The organism is Streptomyces sp. SD31 (genome assembly GCF_052068475.1).
Taxonomy (GTDB): domain Bacteria; phylum Actinomycetota; class Actinomycetes; order Streptomycetales; family Streptomycetaceae; genus Streptomyces.
This window is the reverse complement of the sequence record NZ_JBQHCX010000002.1, coordinates 39,742-54,622: the sequence shown is the minus strand read 5'-3', so window position 1 is coordinate 54,622 and position 14,881 is coordinate 39,742. Positions and strand designations below refer to the sequence as shown.

The window sequence follows — 14,881 nt, the reverse complement described above, 5'->3', positions numbered from 1 at the left end:
CGCGAGCTCCTGTGAGACCGGTACTCGAATTACTCGAACGACTCGAATTACTCGATGACGAGGTCGACGTCGATGTTGCCGCGGGTGGCGTTGGAGTAGGGGCAGACCTGGTGGGCCTGCTCGACGAGCTTGCGGCCGGTCGCCTCGTCCAGGGTGTCGGGGAGTTCCACGCGCAGCGTCACCTTCAGAGCGAAGCCCTCGCCCTGCTTGCCTATGCCGACCTCGGCGGTGACGGCGGCGTCGGAGACGTCGACCTTGGCCGCGCGGCCGACGAGGCCGAGGGCGCTGCCGAAGCAGGCGGCGTACCCGGCGGCGAACAGCTGCTCCGGGTTCGTGCCCTGGCCGTTGCCGCCCAGCTCCACCGGCATGGCCAGCGCGAGGTCGATCTTGCCGTCGTTGGTGACGGCGCGACCCTCGCGGCCGTGGGTGGCGGTGGCGACAGCGGTGTAGAGCGCGTCCATGGAAAACCATCCCTCTCGAAGTCATCTGCGATCCGGCGGCTCCGTTGGCGGCCGCCGCACGACCACAAGTAGAGCACACAATTCAATTGCACACAACTAAATGACGGACACGAGCTACCCTGGAGGCATGACGACCACGCCCACGGCCGACTGGCTCCGCCTCGACCAGCAGATCTGCTTCTCCCTGAACGCCGCGTCCCGCGCCTTCGGCGGCGTCTACCGCGTGGTCCTGAAGGACCTCGGACTCACCTACCCGCAGTACCTGGTGATGCTGGTGCTGTGGGAGCACGGCGACCTGCCCGTGAAGAAGCTGGGCGAACACCTGCGCCTCGACTCCGGCACGCTGTCGCCGCTGCTCAAGCGGCTGGAGGCGGCCGGCCTGGTACGCCGGGAGCGCAGCGCGCGCGACGAGCGCTCGGTGGAGGTGCGGCTGACGGAGGAGGGCGCGGCGCTGCGCGAGCGGGCCCTGCAGGTCCCGCGCCGGATCGCCGCGGCGACGGGCTTCGACGTGGACGAGATCCGCGAGCTACGAGCGCGGCTGGATCAGCTCACCGAGGCACTGGACACGGCGGCGGTGGAGGAGGCTGCAGTGGAGGAGGCTGCGGCGGGGCACGGCGCGTAGCCGGGCGACGCACGCGGAGCCGTGGGGCGCACGCGGAGCCGTGGGGCGCACGCGGAGCCGTGGGGCGATGAGGCGGCCACCTCCGAAACGCCAGCGCCCGCGAAGGAACCCGCCTTCGACTCCCGCCGTCTTCCGGAACGCGCCCAAGTCCCCCTAACGGGCGATTGCGCATCAATCGTACGATTCCGGAACGTGGCCCCCATGCGCCCTCACGCCACACACACCGCACACGCCCCGCAGGTCGGCGTCATCGTCATCGGCTACAACGACGCCGCGCATGTGACGACCGCCGTCCGCTCGGCACTGGCCCAGGGCCCCGCCGTCCGTGAGGTCGTCGCCGTCGACGACTGCTCGACGGACGACAGCGCGGCCCTGCTCGCCCGCCTCGCCGCGACCGAACCGCGCGTGCAGCTCGTCCGGCGCCGGGTCAACAGCGGCGGCTGCGGCAGCCCCCGCAACACCGGGCTCGACCGGGTGACCTCGCCGTACGTGATGTTCCTGGACAGCGACGACGTACTCCCGCCGGGCGCGGTGGACGCCCTGCTCACGGCGGCGACGGAAGCGGGCGCGGACGTGGCGAGCGGCCTGTGTGTGCGGCGCGAGCTGCCCGAGGGGCGCGAAGTGCCATGGCAGGCGTCTCTTTACGCCGCGCACGCCGTGTTCGAGCGCCCCGCGCGGCGCCCGCGCCTGGTCCACGACACACTCTGCGTCAACAAGCTCTACCGCACCGACTTCCTGCGCACCCACGGCATCCGCTTCCCCGAAGGCCGCTTCCGCTACGAGGACTTCGTCTTCACCGCGCGCGTGCTCGCCGCCGGACCACGCCTCGCGCTCGTCCCGGACCGGGTGTACGTCTGGCACGTGCGCCGCTCCGCCGGCCGGCTGTCGATCTCCCTGGACCGCGCCGACATCACCAACTGGCGGGCGCGCACGGAAGCGTGCCGACTGGCGTACGAGATCCTTCTGGGCGCCGAGCAGAAGGAACTGGCGCGAGAGGCGCGCGCCAAGTTCCTCGAACACGAGCTGCGTATGTACGTGCGTGAGCTCGGATCGCGCGACGCGCACTACCAGCGCGCGTGGTGGGCGCACACGCGGACGTACCTCGCGGACTACGAGGCGTCCGACTGGACCCACAATCCCACGGCACCCGGCCGCCTCATCGGCCGAGTCATCCTGGCCTCCCCCGAGCCCCGCGACCTGCTCCGCCTCAGAGACCTCGCCGCCCGCCCCGCCCGCCTCCTCCCGCCGTACGCACATGCCCCCGACGGCACCCCGGTCTGGTCGGCCGACCTCCCCCAGGTCACCCTGGAGCCGCTGCTGACCGTCCCCGTCCGCGTCCTCCCCCTCGCCGTCGACGCCGAACTGCACCCACGCGCGCGTGGCACCCTCCTCCGGCTACGCCTGCACGAGTTGTACGGCCGGGTGGCGCAAGCGGGCCCCGAGGAGGTGGAGGTGGAGTGGCGGCACCGGACGCGCGGGCACACGAGGGACTGCCGTACAGCGCCACTCGCCCCCGCCCTCGACGGCAGCTGGTCGGCGGAGACGACGATCGATCTGGCGGCGCTCTGCGCGGACAGTACCGGCGATACCAGCGGCGTAGGCGGCACAGAGGGCATCAGCACCTGGGATCTACGCCTACGCGTACGCTTCCGCAGCGGCGCGTACCGCGAGGTCACGGCGCACGCACTCACGGGCGCCGGTCCACCGCGTCGCCGCATCATGGTGAGCATCCGGTACGCCGTCGTACTCGTGCAGCCGTACGCCGCCCCGTCGGGAGCGTTGGCACTACGTATGGCCCCGGGTTTACGGGGAGTCATGTCGGTGGTGCGCGGCAGACTCCGCCGCCTGCTTCACTGTCTCTGACCACTGACCACTGACCACGGACCACGGACGAGGGGACGGCCGCACATGACCTGGCTGATCACCGGCGGCGCCGGTTACATCGGGGCACACGTCGTACGGGCGATGACCGAGGCGGGCGAGAAGGCAGTGGTCTACGACGACCTGTCCACCGGCCTCGCCGACCGCGTCCCCGACGGCGTACCGCTGGTCGTCGGCTCAACCCTCGACGGCGGGCGCGTCGCCCGCTGCCTCACGGACCACGCGGTCACCGGCGTGGTCCACCTCGCGGCGAAGAAGCAGGTCGGCGAGTCGGTCGACCGCCCCCTCCACTACTACCGCGAGAACCTCGAGGGCCTGCGCGTCCTCCTGGACGCGGTGACGGCGACCGAGGTCCGGTCTTTCGTCTTCTCCTCCTCGGCAGCCGTGTACGGCGTGCCGGACGTGGATCTGGTGACGGAGGAGACGCCCTGCGTGCCGATGTCGCCGTACGGCGAGACGAAGCTGGCCGGTGAGTGGATGGTGCGGGCGACGGGCCGGGCCGCGGGACTGGCCACGGCGTCCCTGCGCTACTTCAACGTCGCGGGCGCCGCGAGCCCCGAGCTCGGCGACGTCGGTGTCTTCAACCTCATCCCCATGGTCTTCGAGAAGCTGACGGAGAACGCGGCCCCGCGCATCTTCGGCGACGACTACCCGACCCCCGACGGCACGTGCATCCGCGACTACATCCACGTGGTCGACCTGGCAGAGGCCCACGTGGCCATGGCCCGCGCCCTCCAGTCCTCACCCGGCCTCGACCTCACGCTGAACATCGGCCGTGGGGAGGGCGTCTCGGTCCGCGAAATGATCGACATGATCAACGCCATCACCGGTTACGACCGCCCCCCGACGGTCACCCCCCGCCGCCCCGGCGACCCGGCCCGCGTCGTCGCCTCCGCCGACCGCATCGCCACCGAGCTGGGCTGGAAGGCCAAGCATGATGTGCGGGACATGATCGCTTCGGCTTGGGAGGGGTGGGTGCGGATGCATCCGGAGGCGGCGCGGGACTGAGCCTCCGAGGGGTCAGCTGCGCGGGAGGGCGGCAGCTGAACGGTCATCGTCCACGCCCGGACGGCGCCCGCGTCCCGAGCTCGAACCAGACCCCCTTCCCGCCCTCACCCGAGCGCCCGGTCCGCCAGCCGGTGCGCTCCGCTCCCCAACGCCCCTCGGTCAGGGAGTCGAGGATCCACAGACCGCGCCCGCTCTCGGCGTCGTACCCCTCCTTCATCACGGGCAGGGTGACGTTCCGGCTGCGGTTGTGTGGACGCAGGAGTTGGTAACCAGTTCCGAGACGCAGAGCGCCGCGTCGTCGACGATGCCGCCGAGGCGCTGCGCTTGCAGGACGGAGGTGACGAAGTCGCGGGCGATGCGGGGGGGGGCGTGGGTGGGAATGCGGAGGCTGTATTCGGGCATGGGGGTCAGCTCTTGACCAGCGTGGTTACGGAAGGCTGCCCGGTGAAGTCCACCACCTGGAGTTCCCGGCCCAGGCCCGGATACAGATCGAAGCCACAGATGCCACGATACGCAACTGAAAAGTAATCAGCCTTCCAAGATCGGGAAATCCTGAAGATGCCGGATGATCAGCTCAAGATCCGCTAGCGCCTTGAAGCAGAATTCCTGATCTTGGGTGTTGATCGAGTGGACAACATTCGAGAATTCAGGATCTTCTAGCCCATGAGCTTCACTCAGAATCCGAGACGGCAAGAGGATCCAATTTCTTCTGGTCCTGTCGAGCGTCCAGTCAACCTGGGTTCGCACCTCCCTTACAGCCTCTTCTACTAGCTCCGCAACATTTTCTTGGGGCGACTTATAACGCCATCCCAGGTAAGGCACCTGCGGATATCCATAATAGGGGTTTGTCTCTACAGGCAAAGAAAACCACGCAAGCTCTCCGAACCTGCTAAGAGCGCGCTTCGCCTGCGAGCTTCGAGTAGACACGCTGTAACCCTTCCGCAACATATCACCAGAGAGGGCCCGAGTACCCTCCATTTTGAACGAAAAGCTTCTTGCCAGGATTCAACAGTCGAATTGCCCGCTCATAGTCACCATACGGAATCGGATCAGACCTCATTGCCGGGTCATACACGTATCTACCATCGGTATAGACGTCGTGATAGCGGTAATCCGTTACTACCTCGCCCATTTTTTCAGGAATCATAATATCTGACCCATCCTTGATGGTGAAGTTAATAATCTTTCCTTGCCCTCCGACCTCTCGGAGAATGTACTCGGCGATCTCCGAGCAGTCGATATTTCCACCGATCGGCGCTGAACGCATAGCATCCACCGCCGCTCCATCCGGGGGGAAACTCGGATTCGGCTCCCTGAAGTCGAAGACCCCACGGGCATTTTCACCGGGTGGACAATCTGGTGCAAGCCCGAGTGAGTCGGATCGCGTGTGGGGGTTGTCTACGTAGCTGGCAGGGTTCGGAGCAGGGGCCAGGCCCAACGGGTCTTGTGTGAGGTATCGCGCGGTTTCGGGGTCGTAGTGGCGGAAGTAGTTGTGGTGAAGGCCGGTTTCGGGGTCGTGGTACTGGCCTGGGAAGCGCAGGGGGGTGTAGGCGGTGGCGGTGCGGTTCCAGGTGGTGGTGCCCCAGAGGGTGGTGCGGTTGTGCCAGGCAATGTCGCCGTGTTCGTCAACCAGCTCGGTAGGGGTGCCCACCAAGTCGGTGATGATGGCGAAGAACCGTTGGTCCACCTCATCTTGGGGGGCCTCGGCGCTGAGGGTTTTGCGCTCGGCCTGGGTCAGAGGACGCCGACCGTGGTGGTCCCAGGTAAGGGTGATCGCGGGCCGGGTAGTGCCGGGGGCGTGGGTGGTCTGTTCGGTGAGGGTGGTGCCGTCCCATGTGAAGTCCGTCTGTTCCGCGACGGTTTCGCCGTCGGCGGCGAGGCGTTGTTTGGCGATGCGGCGGCCGAGTGGGTCGTAGCGGTAGCGCCAGGTGGTGCCGTCGGGGGTGGTCACGGATGTGAGGCGGTCTTCGGCGTCCCAGGTGTAGCGCCAGGTGTCCGGTTTGCGGGACAGGCGGGTCTTTTGGCGCAGGATGATGCGGCCGGCTTCGTCGTGTTCGTAGCGGACGTTGCCCGCGCGGGTGATGCGGGTGCCGGTGTAGGTGCGGTCGCCGGTTGCTTCCTGGCCTGGCATGGAGTGGGGCCAGGTGGCGTGGGTCTGGTTGCCTGCGGTGTCGTAGGCGTAGGACTCCGTCCAGTTTGCCGCGTGGACGGCGGTGACCCGGCCGGCGGCGTCGAGGTCGAAGCGGCGGGTGCCGCCCAGATGGTCGTCGATGGCGGTCAGGTTGCCGTCGGCGCGGTAGGTGTAGGCGCGGTGCTGCAGGCGCTGGCCAGTGGGGCCGGTGAGTTCCTGCTTTGTCAGGCGGCCCAGGGGGTCGAAGAGGTTGGTGAGGGTCAGGGTGTCGCCGATGTGGCGGGTCAGTTCGCGGCCTGCGGCATCGTGGGTGAAGGTGAGGGTGCGGCCAGCGGTGATCAGTTCGGTGCGGTTGCCCGCCACGTCATATGTCCACGTACTCGTCGCGCCTGTCGGCGTGGTGCGGCCGGTACGGCGGCCCAGGACGTCGTACGTGTAGGTGAGTGTGCGGCCGTTGACCGTCTCGGATATCAGGCGGCCCGTCTCGTCCCGCCGCAGGGTCAGTACCGCTTCGGGGCTGGTTGCCTGCGCCAGGCCACCCGTCACGTCGTACACGTAGGTGGTGATCGCTCCGGCCGCGTCCTTGCGCACTACTCGGCCCAGCACGTCCCTGTCGAAACGGACGGTCTGGCCTGAGGCGGTGGTGCTGGCTGTCAGTTGGCCCGCCGCGTCGTGCGTGTATGTCAGCGTGCGGTTGTCGAAGTCCGTCTCGGCGACCAGACGCCCGGCCGGGTCGTACGCGTAACTCCAGGTCAGCCCTTGAGGGTTCGTGACCTGGGTCAGGCGTAGCTCGGTATCGTGGTCGAACGTGTAGCGGACGCCGTCCGGGCCCGTGCGGGCGGCGAGCAGGTCGAAGTGGGTGTACTCGTAGCGGGAGACCGCGCCCATGGCATCGGTGTGGCTGGTGCAGTTGCCTTCGCCGTCGTATGTCCAGGACTCTGTGCTGCCGTCCGGGGCGGTGCGGCGGGACGGCTTGCCTTCGACCGTCCACTCCAGGCGGGTGATCGCGCCGAGCGGGTCCGTGATTGCCGTCGGGCGGCCGAAGGCGTCGCGCTCGTAGTGCGTCACCGCGCCCAGCGGGTCCGTGACCTCCATCGGCAGGCCCGCGGCGTTGCAGCGGATGGTGGTGGTCGCGCCCGTTGCGTCTGTTACCGCGCTCAGGTGGCCAAGGTCGTCGTAGGTGAAGCGGGTCGTGGCCCCGGAGGAGTCGGTCACCGTCGTGCGGTTGCCGAACTCGTCGAACTGCTGGCTGACGTGCCTGCCGTCGGGGCCGGATATGGAGACGGGCAGGCCCTGGTCGTTGTAGCCGATGCTGGTGTAGCGGCCGTCGGGGCGGACGGCCATCAGCAGGCGGCCTGCCTCGTCGTACGCGTAGCTCCGTGTGCGGCCCAGTGGGTCGGTGATCGTCAGGGGGCGGTCGTAGCGGTCGTAGGTGGTGCGGGTGACCGTGCCGTCGGGGGCGGTTTCGGCCACGACCTGGAGGTCGCTGTTGACGTGGTAGCGCGTGCTGTGGCCCAGGGAGTCGGTCGCGGTGATGATCCGGTGGCCGCTGTCCGCGTCTACGTCGCCGTAGGTGAACGTGTTGCGCAGGTGGCCCGCTTCGCCTGACTGGGAGATGCAGCGGTCCTGGTCGTCGTAGACGTAGCCGTACGACGAGTTGTTCGTGTCGGTCCAGGCTGTGATCCGGCCCAGTTCGTCGTTGGCGAAACGGGTCGGTATGCCCGACGAGTTCGTGACTGCTGCCAGGTGGCCGTGCTCGTCGTAGCCGAAGCGGACCAGTTCCTGGTCGCCGCCGTCCGGGGCGGCCTCGACCAGGCTCAGAGCGGTGATCCGGTCCCCGGTCGTCTCGATGGTGAGGTGGTAGCCGGCCGAGTGGACGATCGCCGTGGGGGCGCCCTCGTGGTCGTACTCGAAGGTGAGCCACTGGCCGGAGCGGTCGGTGATCTGTTCCAGCAGGGCGATGCCGTTGCCGTCGCCGCCCGGGGCCGCGAAGTACCAGGCGCGGCCCGACTCGGGGTCGGTGACGGCGTAGTCGCCGTACGCGTCGATGGTCAGCGGGTACCGGCCGCCCTCCAGCGGCAGGGTCGGCACGCCGGGTGCAGGGTGCGGGTAGGCCAGCAGCGACCCGTTCTCGCGGACGAAGATCACGCCTTCCGCGTCGATCTCCAGACGCTGATCGGCGGTGGACGTCCATCTCGGGCCGAACCAGCGGCCGGCCTCGTACGACGACTCGAACTGCCGAGTGAAGACCAGCGGCAGCTTGGCGGGCAGGGTCACGTCCGTCTGCGGCAACACCATGCGGCCCGTGGCCATGTCGACGGGGTCGCCGAACAACTTGCACCGGACCTGCCTGGCGACCTCCGCCAGCTTCTCGCCCATGACGCTCTTGCGGACCGCTTGCGTCGCCGCGTCCTTGGCCAGCCCGCGGGCGGCTCCGCGGGCGACGCCGCCCGCCCCCTTGCCGCCGATCAGGTTCGAGGCCAGATAACCCGCCGCGTCACCCGGATCGCTGCCCCAGCCGCTGCCGATGATGGCCTTGGGCAAGCGTTCGGGATGGGCCGCGGTGCCCACCAGCCCCGCCAGCACCATGTTGGAGTTCTTCAACCACTCACCGGGATGGGAGAGGTTGTAGGCGTCCATCGGGTTGACGGTGCGGAACAGCTTCACCATGTCCGCGCCGCCCTTGAGGAAACCCCCCAACACGTGGGCCTGGTTCAGCTGCATGCTCACCAAGCCGTCCACCGCGTCGGCCTTCAACCGGTCGGTGAACTCCGGCTTCGGCGGAGCCAGCTCCAACGCGGCGGCCACCCGGCGCTGCGCATCGCGGGCGGCATCGGTGCGCTGGCTGCGGGCATAGGCCAGCAGGTCCTCCGCCTCCTGCCGGCGTGCCGCTCCCGGATCGACGAAGTCGCCCGGTTCGGTCGGCTTCCGCCCCGGATCGCGGCCCGTCAGTGCAGCCGCGGTGTACTGCTGGGCGTCCTGGCGGTATGCCGTCAGCTGAGCGTCGTACGCGTCCTGCGCCCGCCGGCTGATCTCCTGCGCCTCGCGGTAGAGATCGATCGCCATCTGCGCCCGCTGCTGCGCCCAGCGCACCGTGTCCGCATACGCCTCCAGCGCCTTGGCCGCCTCCTCGCACGCGTCAGCCGCCGTCAGCCACTGCTTGGGATGCATCTCGAACTTCTCACGGAAAGCATCCGCCGCCTGGCCCTGCCAGCCCTCGCCGCCCAGCGAACGCATCCCCTGACCGACCGTCTCGAACGCCCGGGAGAAATCCCGCAGATGCCTCGCCCGCGCCTCCAGCGCACCCGCACTGCCATGGACCAGTTCCCTCGGGTCCTCGCTCTCACCCAGCCCACGCTCGGCGACATCGCCGCCCAGCCGGTTGTTCACACCCTCGCCGAAGTCACGCACCCCTTCGGCCGCGCCGTCCGCACCGACCGCCGACAGGACATCCGCCCCACGGTCCGTGCCCCAGTTGACCACCTCCCCGACGCCCCTGCTCACGCCGTCGGCGGCCCTGCCCAGGCCGTCCCCGAAGTCGTCGACCAGGTCCCCCACGCCCATCAGCGCTCAACCTCCTCGAAAGAGGTCTCGTTGGGGCCGTCCCACTGCCATTCCGCCCTCGAATCGAGCAGCGCGTCCGGGTTCAGCGTCGAACTCTCCACATCCTCCCCGGCCTGCACCCACGCCTGCCGGGCCGCCTCGTCGGCCTCCCGCATGGACTCCGCACTCACATCAGCGTTCATGACATGAGAGACGGGATTGTCCTTCAACGTGTCCGACCAGGAACGCCGCTCGATCTCCTCCGGAGTCAGGGACGGGTTGCCCGCCGTCGCCGTCCACAGCGTCTTCAACGTGTTCGAGGCGTACTGCTCCTGCTCGTGATACAGACCCGCAGACAGGTTCAACCGCCCCGCGAACTCATTGGCATCCCCCAACAGCGAGCGCACTCCCCAGCCCCACCGCTCACAGAAGTCCGCGAAGACCTGACGCAGGCCCGCATCCCCCACCTCCAGGCCCGCCAGCTCCAACTCATCGAAACCGCGCCCCTGACTCGCCTCGATGTCGAAGCCCAACTCCTTCAACTCATCGATGGCCAGGTTGATACCCCGGGTAATCCGCTCCAGCGCCTCCGGATCAACCCGGTAACCACCGCCGCCGCTCACGCCTCCGCCCCCTGTACGCGCGCACTCTCCGCGTCAACCGCCACAGCCACCGCATCCGGCACGATCCCCGCCACCGGCGGCAACACCATCCCCGCCGGACTACCCGCATCCACCGCAATCCCCACCGGCCCACCCGCGCGCGGGATCACCCGGTCCAGCAACCATGCGCCGTACGCCGGCACGCGCTCGTCGATCGTCTCGCCCCGCGCCTCGGCGAAACGCGTCAGCGCCGCATCGTCCGTGAACGCGAAGAGCCAGCGGATGCCACCCGCCTCAACCGAGAGCAACGAGTCGTCCACCACCGGCACCAGCACCTCGCTGCGCCTGAACTCCCCCACCACCGCCCGCAGATCACCGCTCCCGGCCTCCGCCAGATCCTCCAGATCGGCCACAGCCTCCAGATCGGCCAGATCCGCCAGTAGCAGCCGCAATGCGTCGGCGCTCACGTCAGCCCCCGTCGTAGATGTCACCGCTTGGCCTGCGTCAGCTTCAAGTACGAAATCGATCGACTTTGATCATCACTGATGCGAATCAGTACCGTAACTCACGGGTCTGACACGGTTACAAGCAGTTCAAGCGAGTCTGAGTTCACTTGGCTTGAAGCCGCCTCTGAAGGAGTCGGGGCGCAGCAAAACCGGCTGACGGCAGGACCTGACCACCCAAGTCGTGCAGGGGGTGGGACGTATCAGCTACGAGTCGTTCAGGTACGTCAGCACAGCCAGCACCCTCCGATGCCCGCGCTGTCACTGTGGTGGCCCTTTCGTGGCTGCCGCCGAGATGGAGGGGCCCAGGCCGTCACGCCCGGCCGGCGCCTCCCTGTTGATGAGGTGCTCAGGGTTGATGAGGCGCTCAAGCGTTGTCCGGCCAAGCTGTAGTCGTCCTCGCTCGAAGAGAACCCTCTCAGCAGGCGTACCTGCTGAGGACTTCGCGGGTGTGGCTGTCGGCCGGCATCAGCCCGTCCTTCGTGCCATCAAAGAGCAGCGGCTTGTTCTCTCCGCCCCCTTGAGGCACTACCTTCATCCGGTCACCGGAAACTGACGGGCTTTCAGCGAGTTGGGCCCGCTCGCTGGCATACGGCGTTTCGGAAAGACACGCTCCCGCGCCACCGTAATTCCGCGCGTATTGGCCATGCTGGTCCGTGTACGCCCACGCGAACAGGGTGGCCGCTGCCACTGCTACGGCAACGCCGACGCTCGCCAGCGCGCCCAGTGAGCGCGCCGCTGTGGTTCGTACGCGACGCTTGACGGACCATGCGGCCCAGGCGGCCCCGCCGACGGCCATCCCGGTCACGGTGATGCCGAGTGCGATGAAATCGATCACCGCGCTCGATTCGAGTTGGGCCGCCTGCCAGATGGCAGCGGCGGAGGCGATCATTGCTGCTGCCGCGACGGCACTCGTCAGCCGCATCGTGGGGAATTGGCGGGGACGGGCATCGGTCGTGTTCATAGCAATACCTTCAGGGTGCTTACGTCTTTGCATGGTGCGGATTGCCGCTGACTTGCGGGGCCCCGATGACGCGCGCGGACCCGGTTACTTGCGGGGACCCGGCACGCCGGTGTGACGAGACGCGTATCGCTCACGGCTGCCAGTTGCGCGCCTGTTTACCTGCGATCCCGGCAGCCCACCACCACATCACGACGGACACAGCGAGCACCACACCGACAGCTGCTGCCATCAGACCCATGGGTACGAAGTACGTGATCCCGGGTCGGGACACCGGTCGTGCAAGCCAAGCGGCGATCACGCTACCCGCCACACCGGCTGCGCCCAGCGGCGCGATGATCGCCCACGCGGCGCTGCTGCGGAAGACTCGGTGGCCGCCAGTGAGGACGCTCAGCGGCCCCAACGCCCGCCCCTGCCTCAAGAACTCCGCCTTGCCGCTGAGCCCCAGAGCCAGCACAAGGAGTCCCATGCCGAGAACACCGAAGAAGCGGATCCACCGGCCCTGATCGCGGTCGGGCATGCTGTCCGCCACCCATTCCTCACCGGGAAAACGGACCTGGGCACCACGGGGGTAGGCGGCGTAGGAAGCCTCTTTGAGGACCGGCACGGCAGGGCTCCCGCCGTCGGCCTTCACCACGGCCAGGGTGGAACCGCTGGTCACGGCTTGCTTGGCAACCTCGGCCCGGTCCGCCCGGACCACCTCCAGATAGGTGCCGCCCTTCGTGTTCCACTGGAGCAGTGTCTGCAGCCGGTGGTCGAGAACGAGGTCCACACGCGTCTTGGTTCGCGGGCATGGCAGGCGCAGGCTCTCCAGGGCAGGACAATCCCCGCGGATGCTGATGGGCTCACTGGCCTTCTCCGCGCTGGTGAGGAGGACCGGCACGTTGCCTTCGGGCAGTAGCCTCAGGAAGGCAGCGGTGTCGTCGGCGGTGACCGTTTCCCTGGGGCCGATCTCGGCGACCTGCCTGCTGGTGGTGCTCAGGGATCGCTCCACCTGCGCGTTGTAGGTCGCGAAGATTCCTTGCCAGGCGAGGACCTGAGCGAAAACGATCAGACCCACGACCGCTCCCGTTACCAGCCGGGCCGTGGCAGCCGGATAGCGAATCATCCTGCGGCCCGCGATGAGAGTGCCGGCCCACCCTCGCTCCCGTCCCGTCCGTTCCAGGACTGCGCCAAGCCTGGCCACCACAACGGCCACGGCGGAGGGAAGCGTGAGCACGACGGCAGCGATGCCGATCCCGCTGATCCATGTCCGAAGCTCTGTGTTCTCACCAGTGAGTTGCGGTCCCCGGGCGGCGAACAGGATCGCAAACGGACACACCATCGCGATGCGGAGCTGCCAGGGTGACCCGTGGATCCCGCGGGGCCGGGTTCCCGTGGCGCGGCTGAACACACGGTCACTGACGACAGCCAGAGCCAGCGCCACAACGATGCTGACGACTGGAGCCAGCAGAACGGTCCAGCCATGCTGACGCACATCGGCCGAGGAAAGCAGGTATCCGACGTAGGGCACCTTGATGTCCACGGCCATGGCCACCGCGAAGACCGGAGTCGAGGCGAAAGCGCCCCACGCCACCGGACGTAGGGCCTCCCCGATGGCGATCAGCGCTCGATCGCGCCGTCGGCCTCCCAAGGCATCGACCAAGGCGCTCCGACGATCACGACTGTGCGCCCCGGTGCGAAGCGCGATGAACAGCAACACGAGGCTGGGCAGGAGCAGCAGTCCCATGACGACGGCCCGGAACATGCCCTCGGACTTGTCGTCGTCGCGTCCCATTCCCGGCGCCAGCCCCTCGGCCAACTCGGTACCTGGCTGGGGCCCGAACCCCACGACCGACTCGACCGGGGCCTGCGGCTTGAGGCCGGTTGCAGGGTGGACGTACGCGAGCCATTCGCCCGGATCATCCAATCCCTCCTGCCCGATCGTGCCTGAGAGCTTCCCGTAGCGACTGGCGATCCGTTCAGCAGCCCCCGCCTTCAGCAGGCCGGGAGAAAGCACCGCTTCGCCCGGCCCCGGCCACCGCTCCACACCCGGGGGAAGGGGGGCATCCGCCGAACGCGGCGCCAGGAACACGACGCTGAAACGCCGCTGATCCTTCAACGCGTCCGTACCGACCAGCCACATGGTGGCCGGCTTGCCATTCAGTTGCCCGCTCTGCCAGGCAGGGGTCCTGGCCTCGCGCCGTTCCTCCTTGCCGGTATAGGCGGCGTGCACCATGACCAGGACGCCCACGCACAACGCGACGGCGAAAGCCGAGAAGGCCAGGGCTGCATAGCGGATGCGCGCAGCCTCCGAGCGGCGCCCCGAGTCGCGGCCCACGCGCAGCAGCCGTCGTGCCAGACCGCCCGCAATCGGTCCGCCTGCAACCGGTCCGCGCGCAATCGGTCCGCTCATGCTGCGATCGCTTCCTGCTGGGCCGGCACCAGCGCGCCGCCCTGGAGGCTCAAGACCCTGTCGGCGCGCGCAGCCACCCGCGCGTCGTGCGTGACGAGCAGCAGTCCGCAACCCCGTCGGCGGGGAAGGTCGAAGAGGAGATCCGCCGTACGCGCAGCCGTGTCGGGGTCGAGCGCGCCCGTGGGCTCGTCCGCCAGGACCAGCGAGGGTGAATTGATCAACGCGCGAGCCACGGCGGTGCGCTGGTGCTCCCCGCCGGAGAGTTCCTCCGTCGTCTCGGCGTGGGGAACTCCCAGTTCATCGAGCAGCTCCTGAGCCCGACGGTAGCTCCCGGCGCGATGGGAACGGGACAGGAGGGCTGCCAGAGCAACATTGTCGACAGGACTGAGTTCTGGGAGCAGTTCGCCGAACTGGAAGACCGTGCCGATGGTCTCGCTGCGCATACGGGAGACCTCTGAGCGGCGCAGCTTGGTCACCTCTGCATCGCCCACCCGAATGCTTCCGCTGTCGGGCTTGATCAGGCCGAGGATCGACGACAGCAGCGTGCTCTTGCCTGAACCGCTCGGACCCGTGATCGCTACGGCCTCGCCGATACCGACACTGAGCTTCAGGTTGTCGAAGAGAGGTCGATTCCGGACCGCGTAGTGCAGATTGTCGATTTTCAGTACGGGCGCAGGCCCGGCGTCAGACTGGCTCACTTGACTGCCCTCAGGTTGATCTTGCTGCAATGCGCCGAGGTAATTAGCGGGCCCGCGGGGGCAAAGATTGTGACCT

General features: G+C 68.1%; 13 protein-coding genes. 3 read left to right on the top strand and 10 right to left on the bottom strand.

The annotated features are described in order from the left end of the window. Window positions 1–47 precede the first annotated feature (47 nt). Complete coding sequence (locus tag ACTMVF_RS04195) at window positions 48–461, bottom strand: organic hydroperoxide resistance protein (RefSeq protein ID WP_302000289.1); 414 nt, start codon at window positions 459–461, stop codon at window positions 48–50. A 127-nt stretch (window positions 462–588) separates the two neighbouring features. Between ACTMVF_RS04195 and ACTMVF_RS04190 the strand changes: the two genes are divergently transcribed. The 3 genes from ACTMVF_RS04190 (at window position 589) to galE (ending at window position 3,972) form a co-directional block, all read left to right on the top strand. Then, window positions 589–1,083 (top strand): MarR family winged helix-turn-helix transcriptional regulator, encoded by a 495-nt coding sequence (locus ACTMVF_RS04190; protein WP_441269593.1) that lies wholly within the window; start codon window positions 589–591, stop codon window positions 1,081–1,083. Window positions 1,084–1,284: 201 nt separating this feature from the next. Next, complete coding sequence (locus ACTMVF_RS04185) at window positions 1,285–2,946, top strand: glycosyltransferase family 2 protein (protein ID WP_441269592.1); 1,662 nt, start codon at window positions 1,285–1,287, stop codon at window positions 2,944–2,946. A gap of 45 nt (window positions 2,947–2,991) precedes the next feature. Further along, window positions 2,992–3,972, top strand: a complete 981-nt coding sequence (gene galE / locus ACTMVF_RS04180; protein ID WP_441269591.1) for a UDP-glucose 4-epimerase GalE — start codon at window positions 2,992–2,994, stop codon at window positions 3,970–3,972. Window positions 3,973–4,015: 43 nt separating this feature from the next. On the opposite strand, the gene ACTMVF_RS04175 is transcribed toward galE, so the two are convergent. The 9 genes from ACTMVF_RS04175 to ACTMVF_RS04135 all read right to left on the bottom strand — a co-directional run bounded on the left by ACTMVF_RS04175 (window position 4,016) and on the right by ACTMVF_RS04135 (window position 14,805). Then, window positions 4,016–4,189: a hypothetical protein gene (locus ACTMVF_RS04175; protein ID WP_441269590.1), complete on the bottom strand. Its 174-nt coding sequence runs from the start codon at window positions 4,187–4,189 to the stop codon at window positions 4,016–4,018. Then, window positions 4,189–4,374 (bottom strand): hypothetical protein, encoded by a 186-nt coding sequence (locus ACTMVF_RS04170; RefSeq protein ID WP_441269589.1) that lies wholly within the window; start codon window positions 4,372–4,374, stop codon window positions 4,189–4,191. The genes ACTMVF_RS04175 and ACTMVF_RS04170 overlap by 1 nt, the downstream gene beginning before the upstream one ends. 126 nt (window positions 4,375–4,500) lie before the next feature. Then, a complete protein-coding gene (locus ACTMVF_RS04165) occupies window positions 4,501–4,899 on the bottom strand; it encodes a hypothetical protein (RefSeq protein ID WP_441269588.1) in 399 nt (132 codons plus the stop codon). 22 nt (window positions 4,900–4,921) lie between these two features. After that, window positions 4,922–9,667, bottom strand: a complete 4,746-nt coding sequence (locus ACTMVF_RS04160) for a putative T7SS-secreted protein (RefSeq protein ID WP_441269587.1) — start codon at window positions 9,665–9,667, stop codon at window positions 4,922–4,924. Further along, a complete protein-coding gene (locus tag ACTMVF_RS04155) occupies window positions 9,667–10,269 on the bottom strand; it encodes a hypothetical protein (RefSeq protein WP_441269586.1) in 603 nt (200 codons plus the stop codon). Before ACTMVF_RS04155 ends, ACTMVF_RS04160 begins: the two co-directional genes overlap by 1 nt. Further along, window positions 10,266–10,715 (bottom strand): SseB family protein, encoded by a 450-nt coding sequence (locus ACTMVF_RS04150; protein ID WP_441269585.1) that lies wholly within the window; start codon window positions 10,713–10,715, stop codon window positions 10,266–10,268. The genes ACTMVF_RS04155 and ACTMVF_RS04150 overlap by 4 nt, the downstream gene beginning before the upstream one ends. 454 nt (window positions 10,716–11,169) lie before the next feature. Beyond that, the gene (locus ACTMVF_RS04145) at window positions 11,170–11,715 is read right to left on the bottom strand and encodes a hypothetical protein (protein WP_441269584.1); all 546 of its coding nucleotides are present in this window, start codon (window positions 11,713–11,715) and stop codon (window positions 11,170–11,172) included. A 130-nt stretch (window positions 11,716–11,845) separates the two neighbouring features. Next, window positions 11,846–14,107 (bottom strand): ABC transporter permease, encoded by a 2,262-nt coding sequence (locus ACTMVF_RS04140; RefSeq protein ID WP_441269583.1) that lies wholly within the window; start codon window positions 14,105–14,107, stop codon window positions 11,846–11,848. Further along, the gene (locus ACTMVF_RS04135) at window positions 14,104–14,805 is read right to left on the bottom strand and encodes an ABC transporter ATP-binding protein (RefSeq protein ID WP_441269582.1); all 702 of its coding nucleotides are present in this window, start codon (window positions 14,803–14,805) and stop codon (window positions 14,104–14,106) included. Before ACTMVF_RS04135 ends, ACTMVF_RS04140 begins: the two co-directional genes overlap by 4 nt. Window positions 14,806–14,881 lie beyond the last annotated feature (76 nt).

Coding starts and splice junctions, on each gene's coding strand:
- ACTMVF_RS04190 (WP_441269593.1), top strand. CDS start 589: ATGACGACCACGCCCACGGCCGACTGGCTCCGCCTCGACCAGCAGATC.
- ACTMVF_RS04185 (WP_441269592.1), top strand. CDS start 1,285: ATGCGCCCTCACGCCACACACACCGCACACGCCCCGCAGGTCGGCGTC.
- ACTMVF_RS04175 (WP_441269590.1), bottom strand. CDS start 4,189: ATGAAGGAGGGGTACGACGCCGAGAGCGGGCGCGGTCTGTGGATCCTC.
- ACTMVF_RS04170 (WP_441269589.1), bottom strand. CDS start 4,374: ATGCCCGAATACAGCCTCCGCATTCCCACCCACGCCCCCCCCCGCATC.
- ACTMVF_RS04140 (WP_441269583.1), bottom strand. CDS start 14,107: ATGAGCGGACCGATTGCGCGCGGACCGGTTGCAGGCGGACCGATTGCG.
- ACTMVF_RS04145 (WP_441269584.1), bottom strand. CDS start 11,715: ATGAACACGACCGATGCCCGTCCCCGCCAATTCCCCACGATGCGGCTG.
- ACTMVF_RS04195 (WP_302000289.1), bottom strand. CDS start 461: ATGGACGCGCTCTACACCGCTGTCGCCACCGCCACCCACGGCCGCGAG.
- galE (WP_441269591.1), top strand. CDS start 2,992: ATGACCTGGCTGATCACCGGCGGCGCCGGTTACATCGGGGCACACGTC.
- ACTMVF_RS04160 (WP_441269587.1), bottom strand. CDS start 9,667: ATGGGCGTGGGGGACCTGGTCGACGACTTCGGGGACGGCCTGGGCAGG.